Source organism: Microbacterium sp., from assembly GCF_003248605.1.
Lineage (GTDB): Bacteria > Actinomycetota > Actinomycetes > Actinomycetales > Microbacteriaceae > Microbacterium.
Map to the genome: position 1 here is coordinate 49,643 of NZ_QFPF01000003.1, position 18,623 is coordinate 68,265.

Below are 18,623 nucleotides of genomic sequence, written 5' to 3' on the forward strand. Positions count from 1 at the left end.
CGGATCGTCGCTGTCCGTTCACCGGCGGGGTGTGCACTTCACCCATGGGACGCACCAGAGCGGTCGGTCAGGCGCTCGCGCTTCTCGTCGTCGCAGGTCTTGGGGGCTTCGCCGTGCGAAGCCTCCTTGCCCGACAGGCTGCCATTGCGCGACGGCGCATCGGCAAGCCGCTCGGGGAGATCGCCGTCGACGCCGACCGGGTGTGGCGCCGCCGGCTCGAGGGGCGCCCGCTCGAGCTGCTGCTCCTGGGTGACTCGATAGCCGCAGGGCTCGGCGCGGAGCGGCGCAAGGACACGCTCGGCGCGCGCCTGGCGAAGGGACTGGCGCGGCGGCTGCACCGGCCGGTGCGCCTGCGCACGGCGGCGGTCGTGGGCTCCGAATCGTCCGCCCTCGCGGTTCAGCTCGAGAGCCTCGACGATGGCTACGCGCCCGATGCGGCGGTCATCGTCGTCGGCGGCAACGATGTGACGCACCGTGTTCCGGTGCGCGAATCCGTCGCTCATCTGCGCGCGGCGATCGAGCAGCTGCACGCCCGCGGCGCGGCCGTCGTGGTCGGCACATGCCCCGATCTCGGGGCGCTCCGGCCGGTGCCCCAGCCGCTGCGCGCGCTCGTGTCGCGCCTGTCCCGCCAGCTCGCCGCCGCGCAGACCGCGTCCGCGCGGCACGCGGGGGCGCGCGCGGTGTCGCTGCGCGCGGCGGTGGGGCCCTTCTTCGTCCTGCAGCCCGATGAGATGTTCAGCCTTGATCGCTTCCATCCGAGCGCTCTGGGCTACCGACGTACCGCCGATGCGCTGCTGCCTGCCCTCGTCGAGGCCGTCACCGACCCCGGACGGCGCCCGTAGGCTCGCGGGGCGCACGACGCCGGTCTTGGCGCACGAGGGTTGACGCGGCGCGCGCCTGCTTGTTGGCTGGGCCCATGAGCGAGCCCACCGTCGATGCGTGGCAGCGCGTCGACGCCTATCTGACCGCCACGCTCGTCGGGCACGACCCCGATCTCGACCGGGCGATCGCCGCACAGAGCGCAGCGGGACTGCCGCCCATCGAGGTCGCGCCGGTCAACGGCAAGCTGCTGCATCTGCTCGCCCGCATGACGAACGCCCGCCGCGTGCTGGAGATCGGCACGCTCGGGGCCTATTCGACGATCTGGCTGGCGCGCGCGCTGCCCGACGGCGGCCGTGTCGTCACGATCGAGGCCGAGACCCGCGTCGCCGAGATCGCGCGCTCCAATCTCGACCGCGCGGGCGTCGGCGACCGCGTGGAGATCAGGGTGGGTCGCGCCGTCGACGTGCTGCCGACGCTCGAGGGCGTCGAGCCGTTCGATCTGGTGTTCATCGACGCCGACAAGGAGTCCAACACGATCTACCTCGACTGGGCCGCCAGGCTCGGCAGGGCGGGCGCGGTGGTCGTCGTCGACAACATCGTCCGCTCGGGCAGGGTCGCCGACCCTGCGACCGACGATCCGCAGATCCTCGGCGTGCAGCGCGGACTTGAGATGCTCGCCCGCGACCCGCGCTTCGAGGCCACGGCGATCCAGACGCTCGACGCGAAGGGGTGGGATGGCATCGCGATCGCGGTGCTCACCTGAATCGGACCCCCAAACCCGACACTGCGCCTCGCTAGACTGGCCCGCGGATCGACGACGCTCCCATCCACCTTCAGTCCACGACAAAGGAGCAACCCCGTGGCACTCATCGAGGCAGTAGGCGCACGCGAGATTCTCGACTCGCGCGGAAACCCGACGGTGGAAGTGGAGGTGCTCCTCGACGACGGTATCGTCCAGCGCGCAGCCGTCCCCTCCGGCGCATCCACCGGCGCCTTCGAGGCGTACGAGCTACGCGACGGCGACAAGAAGCGCTACGGCGGCAAGGGCGTCCTCAAGGCGGTGGCGGCCGTCATCGACGAGCTCGGCCCCGCGATCGAGGGCGTCGAGGCCAGCGAGCAGCGCCTCATCGACGAGATCCTGATCGCGACCGACGGCACCGAGAACAAGAAGCGCACAGGCGCCAACGCGATCCTCGGCGTCAGCCTCGCCGTCGCCAAGGCCGCCGCCGACTCGGCCGACCTGCCGCTGTTCCGCTACCTCGGCGGACCGAACGCCCACGTCCTGCCCGTGCCGCTGTTCAACGTCATCAACGGCGGCGAGCACGCCGACAACGGCATCGACTTCCAGGAGTACTTCCTCGCCCCCACGGGTGCCGACACCTACGCCGAGTCGCTGCGCTGGGGCACCGAGGTCTACCACGTCCTCAAGGGCGAGTTGAAGGCCGCCGGCTTCTCCACGGGTCTCGGTGACGAGGGCGGCTTCGCCCCCGATCTGCCCAGCAACCGCGAGGGTCTGGACTTCCTGATGAAGGCGATCGAGAAGGCCGGGTTCACGCCCGGACGCGACATCACCGTCGGTCTCGACGTCGCCGCGACCGAATTCTTCAAGGACGGCGTCTACACCGTCGAGGGCAAGGCCTGGTCGGCCGACAAGCTGACCGACTACTTCGCCGATCTCGTCGCGAACTACCCGATCGTCACGATCGAGGACGCCCTCGCCGAGGACGACTGGGACGCGTGGAAGTCGCTCACCGACGCCATCGGCACCAAGGTGCAGCTCGTCGGCGACGACCTGTTCGTGACCAACCCCGAGCGTCTGCAGCGCGGCATCGACCTGGGCGTGGGCAACGCGCTGCTGGTCAAGGTCAACCAGATCGGCACGCTCTCCGAGACCCTCGACGCGATCTCGCTCGCCACCCAGAACGGCTACCGCTCGATGCTCTCGCACCGTTCGGGCGAGACCGAGGACACCACGATCGCCGACCTCGCCGTCGCGGTCAACGCGGGTCAGATCAAGACCGGCGCGCCCGCCCGCAGCGAACGCGTCGCGAAATACAATCAGCTTCTGCGCATCGAAGAGGAGCTCGGCGACGCCGCGGTCTTCGCGGGTCGCGGGGCGTTCCCCCGCTACAAGGGCTGAGCGCACCGCACACGCAATCGGAGGGGGGAGTCATGGCGAAACGGCCGGCTCCCCCCTCCGGGCTTTCAGGCGATGCCACGACGACGCGGGATGCTGCCGTCACGACACCCCCGTCCGCCCGGGGCCGCGCGGGCCGACCTCGGCGGGATCGGCCGCCGCGGCGACAGGTCGATGTGCGGGGCTGGCTCGGCGGCATCCGGCTCTCGGGTTTCATGGTCGTGATGCTCGGCCTGGTCGTGCTCGCGGCGTTCGTGCTGGTGCCCACGGTCGGCACGTTCGTGCAGCAGCGGCAGCGGATCGCGGCCCTCGAGGCGTCGGTGCAGCTCGGTCAGCAGGAGGTCGCCGACCTGGAGGCGCAGCAGGAGCGCTGGAGCGACCCCGCTTACATCACGACGCAGGCGCGCGAGCGGCTGTACTACGTGCGACCCGGCGAGGTGGTCTACCTCGTCGTCAACGATCTCGAGGCGGCGTTCCAGCCCGCGCTCGACGAGCCCGTCAGCGCCGAGGTGACCGAGACCCGCACCGACTGGATGACGCAGATGCTCTCCTCGGTCGCGACCGCGGGGCTCGCCCAGACCGTCCGCGGGCCCGAGGCGCCGGCGCCCTGAGGGCGGCGACTACCCTGGTGGGGTGACCACCCCGCCCTTCGCCGCGCCCACCGACGCCGAACTCGCTGTCGTCACCGGGCAGCTGGGTCGCCCCGTGCGCGGGGTCGTCGGTATTGCCGCGCGCTGCGTCTGCGGCAATCCCACCGTCGTGGCCACCGCTCCGCGGCTGCCGGACGGCACGCCGTTCCCGACGTTCTACTACCTCACCCACCCTGCGGCGACGGCGGCGATGAGCGAGCTCGAGGCCACGCACGTCATGGCCGAGCTGCAGGAGACCCTCCAGGCCGACGACGATCTGCTCGCCGGCTACGCGGCCGCGCACCGCGCTTATCTCGCCGACCGCGCCGGATTCGGCGAGGTCCCCGAGATCGAGGGCATCTCCGCCGGTGGCATGCCCAGGCGGGTCAAGTGCCTGCACGCCCTCGCCGGCCACGCCCTGGCGGCCGGCCCCGGGGTCAATCCCGTCGGCGATCTGGCGCTGGCGCGCTCGCGCTGGTCCCCCTCCGTCTGCGTCTGCGCCGATCCCGGAGCCGCCGGGTGAGGGCAGGGCGAGCGCGCGGACTGCGCGCGAGTGCCGCGGCGCTGCTGGTCGGGGCGATCGTGCTCGCGGGCGGTGTGGCGCCCGCGGCGGCTACGGCCACGGCATCCGCCCCCGTCGTCGAACCCGCGTTCGCGGATGACACCGCCGATCCCGTCCGCCAGGCAGAGTACTGGCTCGATGCCCTCGGCGTGCGGCAGGCGTGGCAGACCACCCGTGGCGCGGGCCAGCGCATCGCGATCATCGACACGGGTATCGGCGCGGGTCCGCCCGAGTTCGCGGGCGCGGTCGTCGGCGGCACGGACGTGTCGGGGGCGGGATCGGCCGACGGCCGCACGCCCATCGGTGCCGTCGATGCCAACCACGGCTCGTGGGTCGCCTCGCTCGCCGCGGCCCGCGGCACCGCGGGCGGAACCGGCATGGTGGGTGTCGCGCCCGAGGCCGAGCTGCTCTCGGTGTCCGTCGGTTTCGGCACGACGGCCCGGGTCTCGTTCGTCGACCAGGTCGCGGAGGCGATCCGCTGGTCGGTGGATGCCGGAGCCACCATCATCAACCTCTCTTTCACGACGAACACCCTCGACTGGGACCCGCGCTGGGACGACGCGTTCCTCTACGCCGCCGAGAACGACGTGCTCGTCATCGTCGCGGCCGGCAACAGGGGCAGCGGCACGACCCGCGTGGGCGCGCCCGCGACGATTCCCGGCGTGCTGACGGTGGGCGGGGTGGACCCGGCCGGAAACGCGAGCGAGCAGGCGTCGACGCAGGGCATCACGATCGGAGTCTCGGCGCCCAGCGAACAGCTGCTCGGCGTCTCCGCCGACGGACGCATCGTCACGTGGAGCGGAACGAGCGGGGCGGCGCCGATCGTGGCGGGCATCGCGGCGCTGGTGCGCGCGGCCCACCCCGAACTCGACGTCGCTAATGTCGTGAATCGCCTCATCCAGACGGCGAAACCGGCCGAGGCTGCCACCGCGCGACCCGATCCGCTCTACGGCTATGGCATCGTCGACGCATCTGCGGCAGTGCAGGCCAGCATCCCCGCTGTCGCGGAGAACCCGATGGGTAGTATCGAGGAGTGGATCCGGCTCTACCGCCGAGCCGATATCGAGCCGGCGCCGGACCCCACCGCGGCGCCGGTCGAGATCGAGGCGCTTCCTCCGGCCGGCTCCCGAACGGAGGCCGGTTCGGCGTTGCTCCCGTCCCCGGACAGTCTGCGGTACGGGACACTGCCTCTCCTGGCTTCGACCCTGGCTGGTATCCTGGTAGCGCTCGGCGTCACCGCAGCTGTCCGACGCATCCGATCGGCGCGCCCACACCGCGCACCGACTCCGTGATCCTTTGAGGAGTTCCCCCCATCGTGACAAGCACCGTGACACCTGCCGTGCCCAAGATCCTCATCGTCGGCGGCGGCTACGCCGGCTTCTACACCGCGTGGAAGCTGGAGAAGCACCTTCGAAAGGGCGAGGCCGAGGTCACGATCGTCGACCCGCTGCCGTACATGACCTACCAGCCCTTCCTCCCCGAGGTCGCGGCCGGATCCATCGAGGCGCGCCACTCGGTGGTGGCGCTGCGCCGCCACCTCAAGCGCACGACCGTCGTCACGGCCAAGGTGACCGGCATCGATCACGCCAACAAGACCGCCACGATCACCCCCGAGCTGGGCGAGCCGTGGCAGCACGAGTACGACCAGATCGTCGTGACCGCGGGCGCCGTCTCGCGCACGTTCCCGATCCCCGGCATCGCCGACAACGCGATCGGGCTGAAGACGATCGAAGAGGCCGTCGCGATCCGCGACCGCCTCATGTCCAACTTCGACAAGGCGGCGACACTGCCGGCCGGCCCCGAACGCGAGCGTCTGCTCACCGTCGTCGTCGTCGGCGGCGGATTCGCCGGCATCGAGGTGTTCGCCGAGCTGCGCTCGTTCGCCTCCGCGCTGCTGAAGGACTACCCGCAGCTGACGTTCGACGACACGAGCTTCCACCTGATCGAGGCGATGGGCCGGATCATGCCCGAGGTCTCGCTCAAGACGAGCGAATGGGTGCTGAAGGACCTCGCTACCCGCGGCGCCTACGTGCACCTCGACACGCAGGTCAAGGGCGCCGTCGACGGCAACGTCGAGCTCTCCACCGGCGAGACCATCCCCGCTGACCTGATCATCTGGACGGCCGGTGTCATGGCCAACCCCACGGTAGTCCGCGGCGGCGACCTCCCGGTCGAGGAGCGCGGTCGCATCCGCACCCGCGCCGATCTGCGCGTGGGCACCGACGAAGAGATCGTCGAGGGCGCCTGGGCGGCCGGCGACGTGTCGGCCGTTCCCGACCTCACGGGCAAGGGCGTCGGAGGCTACTGCGTGCCCAACGCGCAGCACGCCGTCCGCCAGGCGAAGCTTCTCGCCAAGAACCTCACCGCGGTGCTGCGCGGCGAGGTGCCCGTCGACTACATCCACCACAACCTCGGTGCGGTGGCGGGGCTCGGCCTCTACAACGGCGTGTTCCAGTCCAAGGGCATCGCGCTCAAGGGCTTCATCGCGTGGCTCGCCCACCGCGGCTACCACGGCATGGCGATGCCCTCGTGGGAGCGCAAGATCCGCGTCGTCTGGGGCTGGATCAACAACTTCTTCCTCGGCCGCGATCTCGTCAACCTCTCCACGGTGCAGAACCCGCGCTACGTGTTCGAGGAGTTCGCCGCACGGCCGCGTCCGGCCCAGCCCGAGGCGGCACCGGCGGTCACCCCGCCCGCCGTCCCGCGCGAGGCGGGCAAGGCGGCCGATGCGCCCGAGGCCGTCGAATCCGACGCCAAGGCAGCAGCCGCCGCGCGCTGAGCGGCCTGCTCCTCCCGTACTGCGCCGAAGGCCGCGCGGGGCACCTCCGTACGGTGCCCCGCGCGGCCTTCGGCGATACTGGGGAAGGTGCCGGTGTTCCGGCGACGCCCCCGTAGCCCAATGGCAGAGGCAGGCGACTTAAAATCGCCCAAGTGTGGGTTCGAGTCCCACCGGGGGTACTGACAGCTGGTCGGATCGGCCCGGGGATCGTCGCTTACCTCGGCCTCCAGCATCCCGCGCCGCCGACGACCCGCGCCTCCCGCGTCCCGTCGACCCGCGCCTCCGGTCGACCCGCGCCTCCGGCCGACCCGCGCCTCCGGCCGACCCGCGCCTCCGGTCGACCCGCGCCTCCGGTCGACCCGCGCCTCCGGCCGACCCGTGCGTCCCGCCGAACCCACATTTTTGCAGCGAGCCACCACACGTCGGAGGGTGGCTCGCTGCAAAAATGTGGGTTCGGCCCGCGGCCGGGCCCGAGGCCCGGGCCCGGCGGGCGCGCATGACGGGATGCCGGGACTCAGCCGCGCCCGTCGCGGGCACCCGCCGCGCGCTCGGCTTCGTCGTCGTAGCGGATCTCACCCTCGACGCCCTCGCCGCGCACATCATCGACCTGCTCGTCGAGGCTCGGTGCGCCCGAGCTGGAGTCTGCGTCGTCCCACGCGGGATCGTCGTCGCTGCGCTCGTCGCGGCGGGTCTTCACGAGGCTGGCCACCGTCGCGACCGCGATCGTCGCGGCGATGAACAGCAGCGAGAACCAGATCGGGATCTCCGGTGCCCACTCCACCGGCTGCCCGCCGTTGACGAAGGGCAGCTCGTTGACGTGCAGGGCGTGGAAGACGAGCTTCACGCCGATGAAGGCGAGGATGACGGCGAGCCCCTGCGCGAGGTAGACGAGACGCTCGAGCAGCCCGCCGATGAGGAAGAAGAGCTGACGCAGCCCCATGAGGGCGAACGCGTTGGCGGTGAAGACGATGTAGGCCTCGTTGGTCAGCCCGTAGATGGCGGGGATCGAGTCGACGGCAAAGATGAGGTCGATGAATCCGATCGCGATGATCGTGAGCATCATCGGTGTGACGAACAGCATCCCGCCCTGGCGCACCGTCAGCCGGTCGCCGTGATACTCCTCGGTGACGCGGAGGTGGCGGCGCACGAACCGCATGAACCTGCCGTCGACGGGGTTGCTGTCGTGGTCCGAGAAGGCCTGACGCCAGGCGAGGAACAGCAGCAGCGCCCCGAAGAGGTAGAAGATCCAGGAGAAGTTCTCGATCAGCGACGCGCCCACGGCGATGAAGATCCCGCGCAGCACGAGGGCGATCACGATCCCGATCATGAGCACCTTCTGCTGGTACGCCTTCGGTACGGCGAAGCCCGCCATCACCAGCAGGAACACGAACAGGTTGTCGATCGACAGGGCCTTCTCGGTCAGATACCCCGCGAAGTACTCGCCGCCGAAGTCCCATCCCGAGACCAGGCCGATACCGATGCCGAACAGCAGCGCGAGCGCGATGTAGAACGCGGACCACCGCGCCGATTCGCCGATCGTCGGCTCGTGGGGCTTGCGCACGTGGGCGAAGAACTCATAGACGAAGAACGCGATCGTGACGGCGATCGTGATGATCCACACGAGGGGGGTGATGTTCACGGGTACTCCAAGAGACGATGACGGATGTCGTCAAGGTCTCTTCCACCCGAAGGCCGGCGGGCCGGGACACCTCATCGAGTCCGTAGTGACGGGTCCGCCGCAGTGGGAGTACTCCCCTTGTGCAGGACACTCTAACCCCGGTTCACCCCGGTGCGCACGTCGGATGCGGATACTCACTGCTCTGCCAGGCCCGAGCGCGCCCTCCTCGGTACGATGAGAGAGTCCATGTCGACGCGCGCAGGAGACTCACATGTGGGAATGGCTCATCCCGGTTCTGATCGTCGTGGCGCTCGTCGTCTTCGCCGGCATCTACCTCTGGGCGACGTACAACTCCCTCGTGTCGCTGAACGTGCGCGTCGATGAGGCCTGGAGCGACATCACCGTGCAGCTCAAGCGCCGCGCCGACCTGCTGCCGAACCTCATCGAGGCGGTCAAGGGGTACGCCGCACACGAGAGGGCGGTGTTCGAGAACGTCACCCGCGCCCGTGCCGAGACCCTGGCGGCCGATTCTCCAGGGCAGGCGGGCGTCGCGGAGGGGCATATGCAGCGTGCGCTGAAGTCGCTGTTCGCCGTCGCCGAGGCGTATCCCCAGCTGCTGGCGAGTCAGAACTTCTTGCAGCTGCAGCAGTCGGTCGTCGACACCGAAGACAAGATCCAGGCATCCCGTCGCTTCTACAACGGCGGTGTGCGCGAGCTCAACACCAAGATCAAGGTCTTTCCGAACAACCTGTTCGCCCGCAACCTCGGCTTCCACGAGCGGGAGTTCTTCGAGGTCGAGAACGGTGCCGCGATCTCGGAACCGCCACGCGTGCAGTTCTGAGCCGCGAGCTCACCACACCTCGAGCACGAGCTCGTCGCCGACGAAGTCCATGCCGCCGCGCAGCATCCAGTTCGCATCGCGGTAGGTGAGGGATGCCGGCGAGCCGTCATGTGCGGTGCCCTCGACGGTGACGACCACATCGCCGCCGGAGGCGGTGAACGTCTGCGGGGCGGGATCGAGCGCCAGCTGGGGGCGAGTCTCGACGCGGTAGGAGAACCGCGTGACGGCGGCGAGATCGACGCCCCAGGGGATCACGATGCCGCACCGCGAGGGGATCTCGGTGCCCCCGGTCGTGCACTCATCGAGGTAGTCGTCGAACTGCTGCTGCGCCAGTGCCGCCGCGCCGGGGGAGAGGGTCGCATCGATGTGCACCTCGACCGGACGATCGCCCGCCACGACGGCGACGGACTCTCCGTCGATGAGCTCGGCGGGTGCCGCCCGCACCGGATACTCGGCGGGGAGGAGGGCGACCTCGCCCGCCGCGACGAAGGCATCGCCCACCTGCACCGCGTCGCCGAGGCTCGTGCTGACCCGGAGCGTCCCGAGATGGTCGGCGGCGAGCTGCCATCGCCCGGTGGCGCGGGAGAGCACGAAGAACAGCTCGCGGCGCTCGTCGCCCAGCTCCACCCACGCGCTGAATCCGTGGGAGTCATCGGATCCCGCGCCGTGATCCTCGAGCTCGACCGCGGTGACGAAGCCGCTCGCGCCCGCGAACGCGTCACGCACGGTCTGCGTGTCGCCCTCGAAGGCGCCCAGGTCGGCGAGAGCGTCGATGTCACCGGCGGCGAGCGCGGTGACGTAGTCGTCGGCGGCGTCCGCGGCGGAGGGCGTGAGTGACGACACCCACCAGGCCGCACCGATGCCCGCCAGTGCCAGTGCCGACACCGCCGCTGCGATCGCGATCACAGCGCCCCGTCTCACACGATCACCTGCGCGGCCGCGGGTTCGTCGGCTGCGGGTTCGACCGGCTGCGGATCGACGCGGTCGTGCCGTGCCGCGTCGGACATGACGCGGGCGAGATCGTCGACCGCGTCGCCCCAGCCTGAGATCGACACGCTTTCCAGGCCCTGCCACGTCGCGGCGTCGCGCAGCACCCCGGCGAGCGACTCGGCCGCGTGCGGGGGCGCGCCCGGCTCCCACCATGCGGACTGCACGAGCAGCCGCGACCTCGTGCGGTCGGCCTTCAGATCGACGCGTCCGACGACGTCGTCGCCGACGAGGACGGGCAGGGAGTAGTACCCGAAGCGGCGCTGGGCCGACGGCGTGTAGATCTCGATGCGGTAGTCGAAGGCGAAGAGGCGTTCGGCGCGCTCGCGGAACCAGACCATGGGATCGAAGGGTGTCAACACGGTCGCCGCCTCGACGCGGCGCGGCACCACCGCGTCGCGATGCATCCAGGCGGGCAGGGCACGTCCTCCGCGCTCCCACCCCTCGACCGCCACAGGCAGGAGCTCTCCCGCCTCGACGAGCTCTGCGATCGCCCGGCGCACCTCGCCCCGGCGACGCAGGCGCCAGTAGTCGTCGAGATCGGACTCGGTTGCAACGCCATAGGCGGCGGCTGCTCGCCGGACCAGCTCGCGCATCGCCTCGTCGCGCGCCACCGGCTGGACGTGGGCGGGGATGACATCGTGCGCCAGCGCGTAGCGGCGCTCGAACCCCCGTCGGCCCGCGATCGCGACCTCGCCGAACAGCCACAGGTACTCGAGGGCGCGCTTGACCTCGTTCCAATCCCACCACGGCCCCCGTGCGGCGGCGTGCGCGTCGCTCTCGATCTCGGCGGGACGCAGCGGCCCTCGCGACGCCAGCTCGGCGCGCACCCACTCCACCGTCGCCGTGTTCTCGGCGAACCATGTGGCCGGCCCCGCGTAGCGCGCACGGTGGTCGTCCATGCGGAACGCGAACAGCCCCCAGTCCTCTGCGGGGATGAACGATGCCACGTGCGCCCAGAACTCGACGTACGGGGCGCGACGCGCGAACAGCAGACGATCCAGGCGCCCGGTGTCGTACGGACCGAGTCGGGAGAAGAGGGGCATGTAGTGCGAGCGCGCGAAGACGTTGACCGAGTCGATCTGCAGCACGCGCATTCGCCGCAGCTCGGCATTCATGCGCCTCGTGCCGGGATCGCCCGCAGCGCTGCCGCCGGGTCGCGCCCCGAATCCCTGCGCGGCCAGCGCCGCACGCCGCGCCTGCGCCGCACTCAGGGTCTGCCTCACGCGCGTCAGCCTAGCCCCGGCCGCCGACACGGGCCCGGGAGCCGGGGGTGTCCGCGCGAGATCCTAGACTTGCCGGGTGAGCGAGTCCCCGCAGCAGCCGCGTCGGCGTTTGGCCGACATGCTTCGCGAGCGCACGGTCGTCAGCGACATCGCCCCCGGCATCCCTCGCGGTCTTCGTGTGGCGACGGCGTATGCGTGGCGCCTGCTCGTGATCGCGGGGGCGATCGCCGTGGCCATCTGGATCGTCATCCAGCTCAAGCTGCTCGTCGTCCCGCTCCTGATCGCGATCCTCGTCACCGCGCTGCTCTGGCCCGCGTTCACATGGATGCTGCGCCACCGCGTACCCCGCTGGCTCGCGATCGTGATCTCGGTGCTCGGCACGCTCGCCGTGGTCGCCGCGCTGTTCTGGCTGGTCATCTGGCAGGTGTCACGGCAGTGGGCGAGTGTCCAGGATCGCACGGTGGACGCGGTCCTGCAGCTGCGCCAGTACCTCATCGACGGGCCGCTGCACCTGACCGAGGGGCAGATCGACGACTGGCTCCAGCAGGCCTGGACCTTCATCCAGCAGCAGGCCGAAGTGCTGCTCTCGGGGGCGCTCGCGTTCGGATCGACGCTCGGCCACGTCGTCACCGGCGCCCTGCTGGCGCTGTTCATCCTGCTCTGCACCCTGGCCGACGGCGGCGGTATCTGGAAGTGGACGCTGCGGCTGTTCCCGCGAGAGGCCCGTCCGGCCGTCGACGGGGCCGCGCGCTCGGGCTGGGTGACGGTGGTCAACTACGCCCGCACGCAGCTGCTCGTGGCCACGATCGATGCCGTCGGCATCGGCCTGGGCGCTTTCCTGCTCGGGGTGCCGCTCGCGATCCCGGTCGCCGTGCTGGTCTTCCTCGGCGCGTTCGTGCCGTTCATCGGAGCGATCGTCACCGGCACCGTCGCGGTGTTCCTCGCCCTGGTGTACAACGGCCCCTGGATCGCCTTCTGGATGCTGGTGGTCGTCCTCGGTGTGCAGCAGCTCGAATCCCACGTGCTCCAGCCCATCCTGATGGGGTCCGCGGTCAAGGTGCATCCGTTGGCGGTCGTGCTCGTCGTGGCGGGCGGCGCGATGATTGCGGGCATCCCGGGTGCGCTGTTCGCGGTGCCCCTGGCCGCGTTCGTCAACGTGTTCGCCGTCTCGATCGGCTCGCGCGCGTGGGAGGATCCGGAGCGGGCCGTGCGCGGTGACCTGATCTGGAGCACGGTGCCCAGACCCCGAAGGAGTACCCGATGAGCGTTCCCGAGCCCCTCGTGCAGTCGATGCCGACGCTGGCGGAGTTCGAGGACGCGGCGGCCGAGCTGCACGGAGTCATCGGGCACACGCCGCTCGAGCTGTCGCAGCACCTCTCCGACGTCTTGGGGGTGCCGGTGCATCTCAAGCTCGAGAACCTGCAGCGCACCGGCTCGTTCAAGATCCGCGGCGCGACGTACCGTCTCTCGCGGCTCAGCGCCGAGGAGCGCGCGCGGGGAGTGGTGGCGGCATCCGCCGGGAACCACGCCCAGGGCGTCGCGCTCGCGGCGCAGGAGCTGGGGATCGCGGCGACGATCTTCATGCCGCTGGGAGTGCCGGTGCCCAAGCTCCTCGCGACCAGGGGCTACGGCGCCGATGTCATCCTCGAGGGGGCGACCGTCGAGACGCCGCTGCGGCTGGCGGCGGAGTTCGCCGAGCGCACGGGCGCCGTGTTGATCCCGCCCTTCGACCATCGCGACATCGTCGTCGGGCAGGGCACGCTCGGTCTCGAGCTGATCGACGATCTGCCCGAGGTCGAGACGATCCTCGTCGGGATCGGCGGCGGCGGGCTCATCGCCGGCGTCGCCGCCGCCGTCAAGGCGCGGGCCGCCGCAGAGGGGCGCACCGTGCGCATCATCGGCGTCCAGGCCGAGAATGCCGCGCCGTACCCGCTCTCGCTGCGCGCGGGTCACCCGGTCGAGGTCGAGACTCGGCCGACGATCGCCGACGGAATCCTCGTCGCGCGCCCCGGCGACATCCCGTTCGGCATCATCCGCGACCTCGTCGACGACGTCGTGACGGTCACCGACGACGACATCGCCCGGGCTCTTCTGGTGCTGCTCGAGCGTGCCAAGGTCGTCGTCGAACCCGCCGGCGCCGTCGGCGTCGCCGCGATCCTCGCGGGCAAGGTGCAGGCGCAGGGTCCGACGATCGCTGTGCTCTCGGGCGGCAACATCGACCCGCTGCTGCTGCAGCGCGTCGTTTCACACGGGCTGGCAGCATCCGGCCGGTACATGACGATGCGCATCCCGTTGCCCGATCGTCCGGGTCAGCTCTCGCGGGTGTCGGATCTCATCGCGCATGCCGGGGCCAACGTCATCGAGGTGCTGCACACCCGGCACGGCCAGGGACTGCAGATCAGCGAGGTGATCCTGCAGATCAGCGTCGAGACGCGCGGCGAGGAGCACAAGGCTCTGACCCTGCAGACGCTCAAGGACGCGGGCTTCGACCCCGTGGTCGTGCCCGACTGAGGCGCGGTCCTTCGCGCAGACTTGCGTGTCCCGATTTCTGTCGCTGTGGCGTCGATCGAGCGACAGATTGTGGGACGTGCATCCGGCCGGCCGCCGCGCGCAGACTTGCGTGTCCCGATTTCTGTCGCTGTGGCGTCGATCAAGCGACAGAAATCGGGACACGCTCACCCACGCGCACCAACCGCGAACCCGAGAGGGTGAGGCGCGGGATGCTGTCGCTCAGTCGCCCGCGTACGTCTCGACCTTGACGATCTCAACGGGCATGTCGCGGCCGTTGGGGGCGGCATAGGTCGTCGTGTCGCCCTCCTTCAGTCCGAGGATCGCGGCGCCGATCGGGCTCGCCTCGCTGTACACGGAGAGGGCCGAGTCGGCGGCGAGCTCGCGGTTGGCGAGGAGGAACCGCAGTTCGCGTCCGGCGACGTTTGCCGTGACGACGGTGCCCGGCACGACGGTGCCATCGGATTCGGGGGCATCGCCGACGACGGCGGACTTGAGCAGCTGCTGCAGGTTGCGGATGCGCGCCTCCTGGCGACCCTGCTCGTCTTTGGCGGCGTGGTAGCCGCCGTTCTCCTTGAGGTCGCCCTCCTCGCGGGCGGCCTCGATGCGCGCCGCGATCTCCTCGCGCCCCGTGGTGGCGAGGTGCTCGAGCTCGGCGGCGAGACGATCGTAGGCGTCCTGCGTGAGGAAGGTCACCGGGGCATCGTTCGACACGGTGTGCTCCTTCGTTCAGAAGTGGGTATCCGGGGGCGCCAGGCCCACCGACTAATCAAAACGCCCCGGCATCGTGCCAGGGCGTGTCGTGGTGTGGCTGAAAGCCTAGGTGACCCAGCAGGAGTTCACCAAACCCGTCGTCGCGCGCGCGAGCGTCGGCACGGTCTCGGTGAACGCCCGGGTGGCCTCGGCGGCGGGGGGCAGCACGATGACCTTCCACCCGACCACGCCGAACTCGGGATCGAGTGCCTCGAGGGCGCAGGCGATCTCCCGCCCCGTCGGCCCGCTCACCTGGAACGACACCGACACCGCGTGCTCGTCGACGACGGTGAACCCCGTGTCGTCGGCGCGCACGTCGTCGAGCGTCGAGCTGATCGTGACCCACGCGAGCGCACCCACGGCGAGCGCCGCGACGGCGATGACGGCGACCCACGCCGCGCGCCGGCGACCCGGGCGGCGAGTGCGGCCGTAGCGGTCATCGAGGTGTTCTTGCGCGGTCATCGGTCGATCCGGGGGAGAAGTTAGGCTGGAATCTCCAGGCTATGCGTTCGCGGAGGCCCCGACGTCACCGTCGCGGCGACCGTGCGGAACAGGACCCCGATGTCGTTCATCCCCTTCACCGTTCTCGGCGTCCTCGCGGCGACCCCCGTGCCCTCCCCGTCGCCCACGACACCGCCCGATGAGCTGGTGACCCCGGGCTTCGGAGGGTTCGCCGTGATCGCGGTGCTCGTGGTCGCGGTGTTCGCCCTCGTCTGGGACATGCAGCGGCGCATCCGCCGCACCCGGTACCGCTCCGAGATCGACGCCGAACTCGACGCCGAGCAGGCCGCCCAGGCGGATCGAGACGCGCGGCCCGCCGCCGACGGGCCTACCACGGGGGATGCCGCCGACCCGGGCACCGCCGCCGGCGAGGAGCCGCGCGGCCCGGGCGAATCCGGTCCGCCGCGCGGCTGAGACAGGACGACTAGGCGTTGTAGACGGGATTCAGCGCGATCAGCAGGGCTGCGGTCCAGTGGCAGAGGAACGCCAGGACCGTGCACACGTGGAAGATCTCGTGGAAGCCGAAGTGACCCGGCCAGGGGTTGGGCCGCTTGAGTGCGTAGACGACGGCGCCGGCGGTGTAGAGCAGCCCGCCGATGACGACGAGGATCATCATCGCGAAGTTGGCCTGCAGCAGATCGCCGAAGTACATCACCGCCGCCCACCCGAGCACGAGGTAAAGGGCCACGTAGAGCCAGCGCGGGGCACCGATCCAGAAGACCCGGAACAGGATGCCGAGCACGGCGCCGCCCCAGACGAGAGTGAGCAGCAGCATCCCCTTCTCGGGCGGGAGTGCCAGTACGGCGATCGGGGTGTAGGTGCCGGCGATCAGCAGGAGGATGTTGGCGTGGTCGATCCGCTTGAGCACGGCCTTGGTCTTGGGGCCCCAGGAGAACCGGTGGTAGAGCGCCGAGTTGCCGAACAGCAGCAGGGAGGTGGCCATGAACACCGCGGACGCCCACGTAGCGGCGGTGCCCTGAGCGAGCACGATGAGCACGATCCCCGCCGCGATCGCGACGGGGAAGGTGGCGGCGTGGATCCACCCGCGCCACGTCGGCCGGATCTCGATGCTCGCGTCGACGTCAGCCGCCTCCATGAGGGGAAGGGCGGGGACCTCCGGGGCTCGGGTGCGGGATCGACGGCGGCTCACCCCTTCAGGGTAAGCGCCCGTGCATGCCCCCGGCGGCACATGGCCGGTAGCGTAGGAGGGTGAGCACAGGCCGTTCGAACGAGGGACGCGGTCCCCTCTATCGCCTGTACATCAATCGTCTGCGCCGGCGCCTGCCCGGCGATGCGGTGCCGCACCACGTGGCGATGATGATCGATGGCAACAGGCGCTGGGCGCGTCAGCTCGGGTACGACTCGGCGGCGCACGGGCACCGCGCGGGCGCCGCGAAGATGCGCGAGTTCCTCACGTGGTGCGACGACGTGGGAGTGGGAGTCGTATCGCTGTACCTGCTCTCGCACGACAACCTGGCCAAGCGCGATTCGCGGGAGCTCGGCGATCTGCTCGAGATCATCGCCGAGCTCGCCGAGTCGCTCTCGCGCGAGCGCGACTGGCGCGTGCAGCACGTGGGTCGTTCGGCGAACCTGCCTCCCGAGCTCGCCGAGGTGCTCAGCGACGTGCAGGAGCGCACGCGGATGCACACCGGCATGCACGTCAACCTCGCCGTGGGCTACGGCGGTCGCAGCGAGATCGTCGACGCGGTGCGCAGCATCATCGCCGCACACCACGAGCAGGGCGGCTCGCTCGAGGAGCTGGCCGAGAGCCTCACCCCCGAGCAGATCGGCGAGCACCTCTACACCGGCGGTCAGCCCGATCCGGATCTTGTCATCCGCACCTCCGGTGAGCAGCGTCTGTCGGACTTCCTGCTGTGGCAGAGTGCGCACAGCGAGTTCTACTTCGTCGAGGCGCTCGGGCCCGACCTGCGCGAGGTCGACTTCCTCCGCGCGATGAGGGATTTCTCGTCCCGCGATCGGCGCTACGGCTCCTGACCGCGCCCGCTCGGCGCGTGCCAGAATGAGGCTCGTGAGCACGATCGAGCAGTACCAGGCGACGTTCGATCTCGAACCGGGTTACCTCGACTGGGCGGCCTTCGGCCCGCTCTCCCCGACGGTGCGCGAGGAGAGCGCCGCCGATCTCGAGCTGCTGGGCACCGGCCGCCGCTCGAGCATCGAGCATGTCGACGAGCACGCCGAAGCCGCCACAGGACTGATCGCGGGGATGCTGGGAGCCCGTGCCGACGCCGTCACCCTCCAGCCGTCGACCACCGACGCCCTGATGCACGCAGCTTTCGGTGTCACGGGCGGTGTCGTTCTCTCCCGCCTCGACTTCTCCAGTCTCACCGTGGCCGTGAGCCGGGCTGCGGAGGCGCTGCACGCGGCGAACGCGCAGTGGGTCGATCCGCCTGCGGGGTTCATGACCCCCGAGGTCGTGCGCGATGCGCTCACCCCCGAGACGCGGGCCGTCGCCGTCAGCCTCGTCGACTACCGCACGGGCTACCGAGCCGATCTCAGCGCGCTGCGCGAGGTCATCGGCGACCGTCTGCTCATCGTCGACGCCATCCAGGGTTTCGGTGTCGTCGAAGCCGATTACGCCGCGGCCGACGTGGTGTGCGCCAGCGGATACACCTGGCTGCGAGCGGGTCGTGGCACCGGCTTCGCCTGGTTCTCGGATCGGGCGCTCGAGCACCTCGTTCCCGTCTTCTCGGGTCGTACCGGCATCGTGCCCGGCACGGGTGATGTGCCGCCACCCGCGCACGCCGCATCCGCGTTCACGGTCAGCCCGCCGGATCAGATCGCCGCCGCGCGCCTGACCGCGTCGCTGCGCGAGGTGCGGGACGTCGGGGTCCCCGCGATCGAGCAGGCCCTGGCCGAACGGACGCGAGACGTGCTCTTCCTCGCGGAGCGTCACGGACTTTCCACCGTGACCCCGCGCGAGCCGTCGCGCCGCGCAGGCATCGTCGCCCTGGCACCGGACCCGGCCGATGTCGCGACCCTCGCCGCGTCGCTGTCCAATCACGGCATCACCTGCACGGTGCGCGCGGGCCTTGTGCGCCTGTCCCCGCATGTGGGCACCGGGGGAGACACTTTCCTGATGCTGGGCGACGCGCTCGCGGCCTTCGCGCAGGCGCGCTCCTGGTGAGCGCTCGCGGCACGTCTCATCGAATTTACCCCGCCGTAACCTGCCGCGGGCGTGTCGGATTGGCACCTCCGCGACCCGCGGTCGTACCTTCATCTCATCGGGCAAGGCGCCCGGT

19 protein-coding genes and 1 tRNA gene are annotated in these 18,623 nt (G+C 70.5%); 14 read left to right on the forward strand and 6 right to left on the reverse strand.

Annotation, left to right across the window (positions count from 1 at the left end; all coding sequences use genetic code 11):
• Positions 1-44 precede the first annotated feature (44 nt).
• The 8 genes from DI573_RS00985 (at position 45) to DI573_RS01020 (ending at position 7,108) form a co-directional block, all read left to right on the forward strand.
• Entirely contained in the window at positions 45-842 is a 798-nt protein-coding gene (locus DI573_RS00985; RefSeq protein ID WP_292809691.1) for an SGNH/GDSL hydrolase family protein, read from the forward strand.
• A 74-nt stretch (positions 843-916) separates the two neighbouring features.
• Positions 917-1,585, forward strand: a complete 669-nt coding sequence (locus tag DI573_RS00990; protein WP_292809693.1) for an O-methyltransferase — start codon at positions 917-919, stop codon at positions 1,583-1,585.
• A gap of 96 nt (positions 1,586-1,681) precedes the next feature.
• Positions 1,682-2,962: a phosphopyruvate hydratase gene (gene eno, locus DI573_RS00995; RefSeq protein WP_292809695.1), complete on the forward strand. Its 1,281-nt coding sequence runs from the start codon at positions 1,682-1,684 to the stop codon at positions 2,960-2,962.
• A gap of 32 nt (positions 2,963-2,994) precedes the next feature.
• Positions 2,995-3,570: a septum formation initiator family protein gene (locus DI573_RS01000; protein WP_292809697.1), complete on the forward strand. Its 576-nt coding sequence runs from the start codon at positions 2,995-2,997 to the stop codon at positions 3,568-3,570.
• A gap of 22 nt (positions 3,571-3,592) precedes the next feature.
• Positions 3,593-4,111, forward strand: a complete 519-nt coding sequence (locus DI573_RS01005) for a DUF501 domain-containing protein (protein ID WP_292809699.1) — start codon at positions 3,593-3,595, stop codon at positions 4,109-4,111.
• A complete protein-coding gene (locus DI573_RS01010) occupies positions 4,108-5,442 on the forward strand; it encodes a S8 family serine peptidase (protein WP_292809701.1) in 1,335 nt (444 codons plus the stop codon). Before DI573_RS01005 ends, DI573_RS01010 begins: the two co-directional genes overlap by 4 nt.
• A 47-nt stretch (positions 5,443-5,489) precedes the next feature.
• Positions 5,490-6,929, forward strand: coding sequence for an FAD-dependent oxidoreductase (locus DI573_RS01015; RefSeq protein WP_292809775.1), 1,440 nt, complete (start codon positions 5,490-5,492; stop codon positions 6,927-6,929).
• 106 nt (positions 6,930-7,035) lie between these two features.
• Positions 7,036-7,108, forward strand: a tRNA-Leu gene (locus DI573_RS01020).
• A gap of 335 nt (positions 7,109-7,443) precedes the next feature.
• Here the strand turns inward: DI573_RS01020 and DI573_RS01025 are convergent.
• Positions 7,444-8,568, reverse strand: coding sequence for a TerC family protein (locus tag DI573_RS01025; RefSeq protein WP_292809703.1), 1,125 nt, complete (start codon positions 8,566-8,568; stop codon positions 7,444-7,446).
• Positions 8,569-8,818: 250 nt separating this feature from the next.
• Between DI573_RS01025 and DI573_RS01030 the strand changes: the two genes are divergently transcribed.
• Entirely contained in the window at positions 8,819-9,388 is a 570-nt protein-coding gene (locus DI573_RS01030; protein WP_292809705.1) for a LemA family protein, read from the forward strand.
• A 9-nt stretch (positions 9,389-9,397) separates the two neighbouring features.
• Here DI573_RS01030 and DI573_RS01035 read toward each other — a convergent pair whose 3' ends face one another.
• Positions 9,398-10,294 carry a hypothetical protein gene (locus DI573_RS01035; RefSeq protein WP_292809707.1) on the reverse strand — a complete coding sequence of 299 codons (897 nt, stop codon included), beginning with the start codon at positions 10,292-10,294 and terminating at the stop codon, positions 9,398-9,400.
• Positions 10,295-10,305: 11 nt separating this feature from the next.
• On the reverse strand, positions 10,306-11,601 hold the full coding sequence (locus DI573_RS01040; RefSeq protein ID WP_292809708.1) for a crosslink repair DNA glycosylase YcaQ family protein: 1,296 nt from the start codon (positions 11,599-11,601) through the stop codon (positions 10,306-10,308).
• Positions 11,602-11,719: 118 nt separating this feature from the next.
• Between DI573_RS01040 and DI573_RS01045 the strand changes: the two genes are divergently transcribed.
• Together DI573_RS01045 and ilvA are read left to right on the forward strand one after the other, a co-directional pair.
• Complete coding sequence (locus DI573_RS01045; RefSeq protein ID WP_292809777.1) at positions 11,720-12,865, forward strand: AI-2E family transporter; 1,146 nt, start codon at positions 11,720-11,722, stop codon at positions 12,863-12,865.
• Positions 12,862-14,112, forward strand: coding sequence for a threonine ammonia-lyase (ilvA, locus tag DI573_RS01050; protein ID WP_292809710.1), 1,251 nt, complete (start codon positions 12,862-12,864; stop codon positions 14,110-14,112). Before DI573_RS01045 ends, ilvA begins: the two co-directional genes overlap by 4 nt.
• Before the next feature lie 219 nt (positions 14,113-14,331).
• On the opposite strand, the gene greA is transcribed toward ilvA, so the two are convergent.
• Entirely contained in the window at positions 14,332-14,823 is a 492-nt protein-coding gene (greA, locus tag DI573_RS01055; RefSeq protein ID WP_292809712.1) for a transcription elongation factor GreA, read from the reverse strand.
• Positions 14,824-14,928: 105 nt separating this feature from the next.
• Positions 14,929-15,324 carry a DUF4307 domain-containing protein gene (locus DI573_RS01060; protein WP_292809714.1) on the reverse strand — a complete coding sequence of 132 codons (396 nt, stop codon included), beginning with the start codon at positions 15,322-15,324 and terminating at the stop codon, positions 14,929-14,931.
• Between the two features lie 99 nt (positions 15,325-15,423).
• Here DI573_RS01060 and DI573_RS01065 point away from each other — a divergent pair, with 99 nt between their 5' ends.
• Positions 15,424-15,777, forward strand: a complete 354-nt coding sequence (locus DI573_RS01065) for a hypothetical protein (protein WP_292809716.1) — start codon at positions 15,424-15,426, stop codon at positions 15,775-15,777.
• A 10-nt stretch (positions 15,778-15,787) separates the two neighbouring features.
• On the opposite strand, the gene DI573_RS01070 is transcribed toward DI573_RS01065, so the two are convergent.
• Positions 15,788-16,459 (reverse strand): hemolysin III family protein, encoded by a 672-nt coding sequence (locus DI573_RS01070; protein ID WP_292809779.1) that lies wholly within the window; start codon positions 16,457-16,459, stop codon positions 15,788-15,790.
• Between the two features lie 113 nt (positions 16,460-16,572).
• Here DI573_RS01070 and DI573_RS01075 point away from each other — a divergent pair, with 113 nt between their 5' ends.
• Together DI573_RS01075 and DI573_RS01080 are read left to right on the forward strand one after the other, a co-directional pair.
• On the forward strand, positions 16,573-17,358 hold the full coding sequence (locus DI573_RS01075) for an isoprenyl transferase (protein ID WP_292809718.1): 786 nt from the start codon (positions 16,573-16,575) through the stop codon (positions 17,356-17,358).
• Positions 17,359-17,383: 25 nt separating this feature from the next.
• Positions 17,384-18,508: an aminotransferase class V-fold PLP-dependent enzyme gene (locus DI573_RS01080; protein ID WP_292809720.1), complete on the forward strand. Its 1,125-nt coding sequence runs from the start codon at positions 17,384-17,386 to the stop codon at positions 18,506-18,508.
• Positions 18,509-18,623: the final 115 nt, after the last annotated feature.

Bases quoted from the DNA above. Each gene is read 5' to 3' on its own strand.
- ilvA (WP_292809710.1), top strand. From the start codon at position 12,862: ATGAGCGTTCCCGAGCCCCTCGTGCAGTCGATGCCGACGCTGGCGGAG.
- DI573_RS00985 (WP_292809691.1), top strand. From the start codon at position 45: ATGGGACGCACCAGAGCGGTCGGTCAGGCGCTCGCGCTTCTCGTCGTC.
- DI573_RS01060 (WP_292809714.1), bottom strand. From the start codon at position 15,324: ATGACCGCGCAAGAACACCTCGATGACCGCTACGGCCGCACTCGCCGC.
- DI573_RS01000 (WP_292809697.1), top strand. From the start codon at position 2,995: ATGGCGAAACGGCCGGCTCCCCCCTCCGGGCTTTCAGGCGATGCCACG.
- DI573_RS01070 (WP_292809779.1), bottom strand. From the start codon at position 16,459: ATGGAGGCGGCTGACGTCGACGCGAGCATCGAGATCCGGCCGACGTGG.
- DI573_RS01065 (WP_292809716.1), top strand. From the start codon at position 15,424: ATGTCGTTCATCCCCTTCACCGTTCTCGGCGTCCTCGCGGCGACCCCC.
- DI573_RS01045 (WP_292809777.1), top strand. From the start codon at position 11,720: ATGCTTCGCGAGCGCACGGTCGTCAGCGACATCGCCCCCGGCATCCCT.
- DI573_RS01080 (WP_292809720.1), top strand. From the start codon at position 17,384: ATGAGGCTCGTGAGCACGATCGAGCAGTACCAGGCGACGTTCGATCTC.
- DI573_RS01030 (WP_292809705.1), top strand. From the start codon at position 8,819: ATGTGGGAATGGCTCATCCCGGTTCTGATCGTCGTGGCGCTCGTCGTC.
- DI573_RS00990 (WP_292809693.1), top strand. From the start codon at position 917: ATGAGCGAGCCCACCGTCGATGCGTGGCAGCGCGTCGACGCCTATCTG.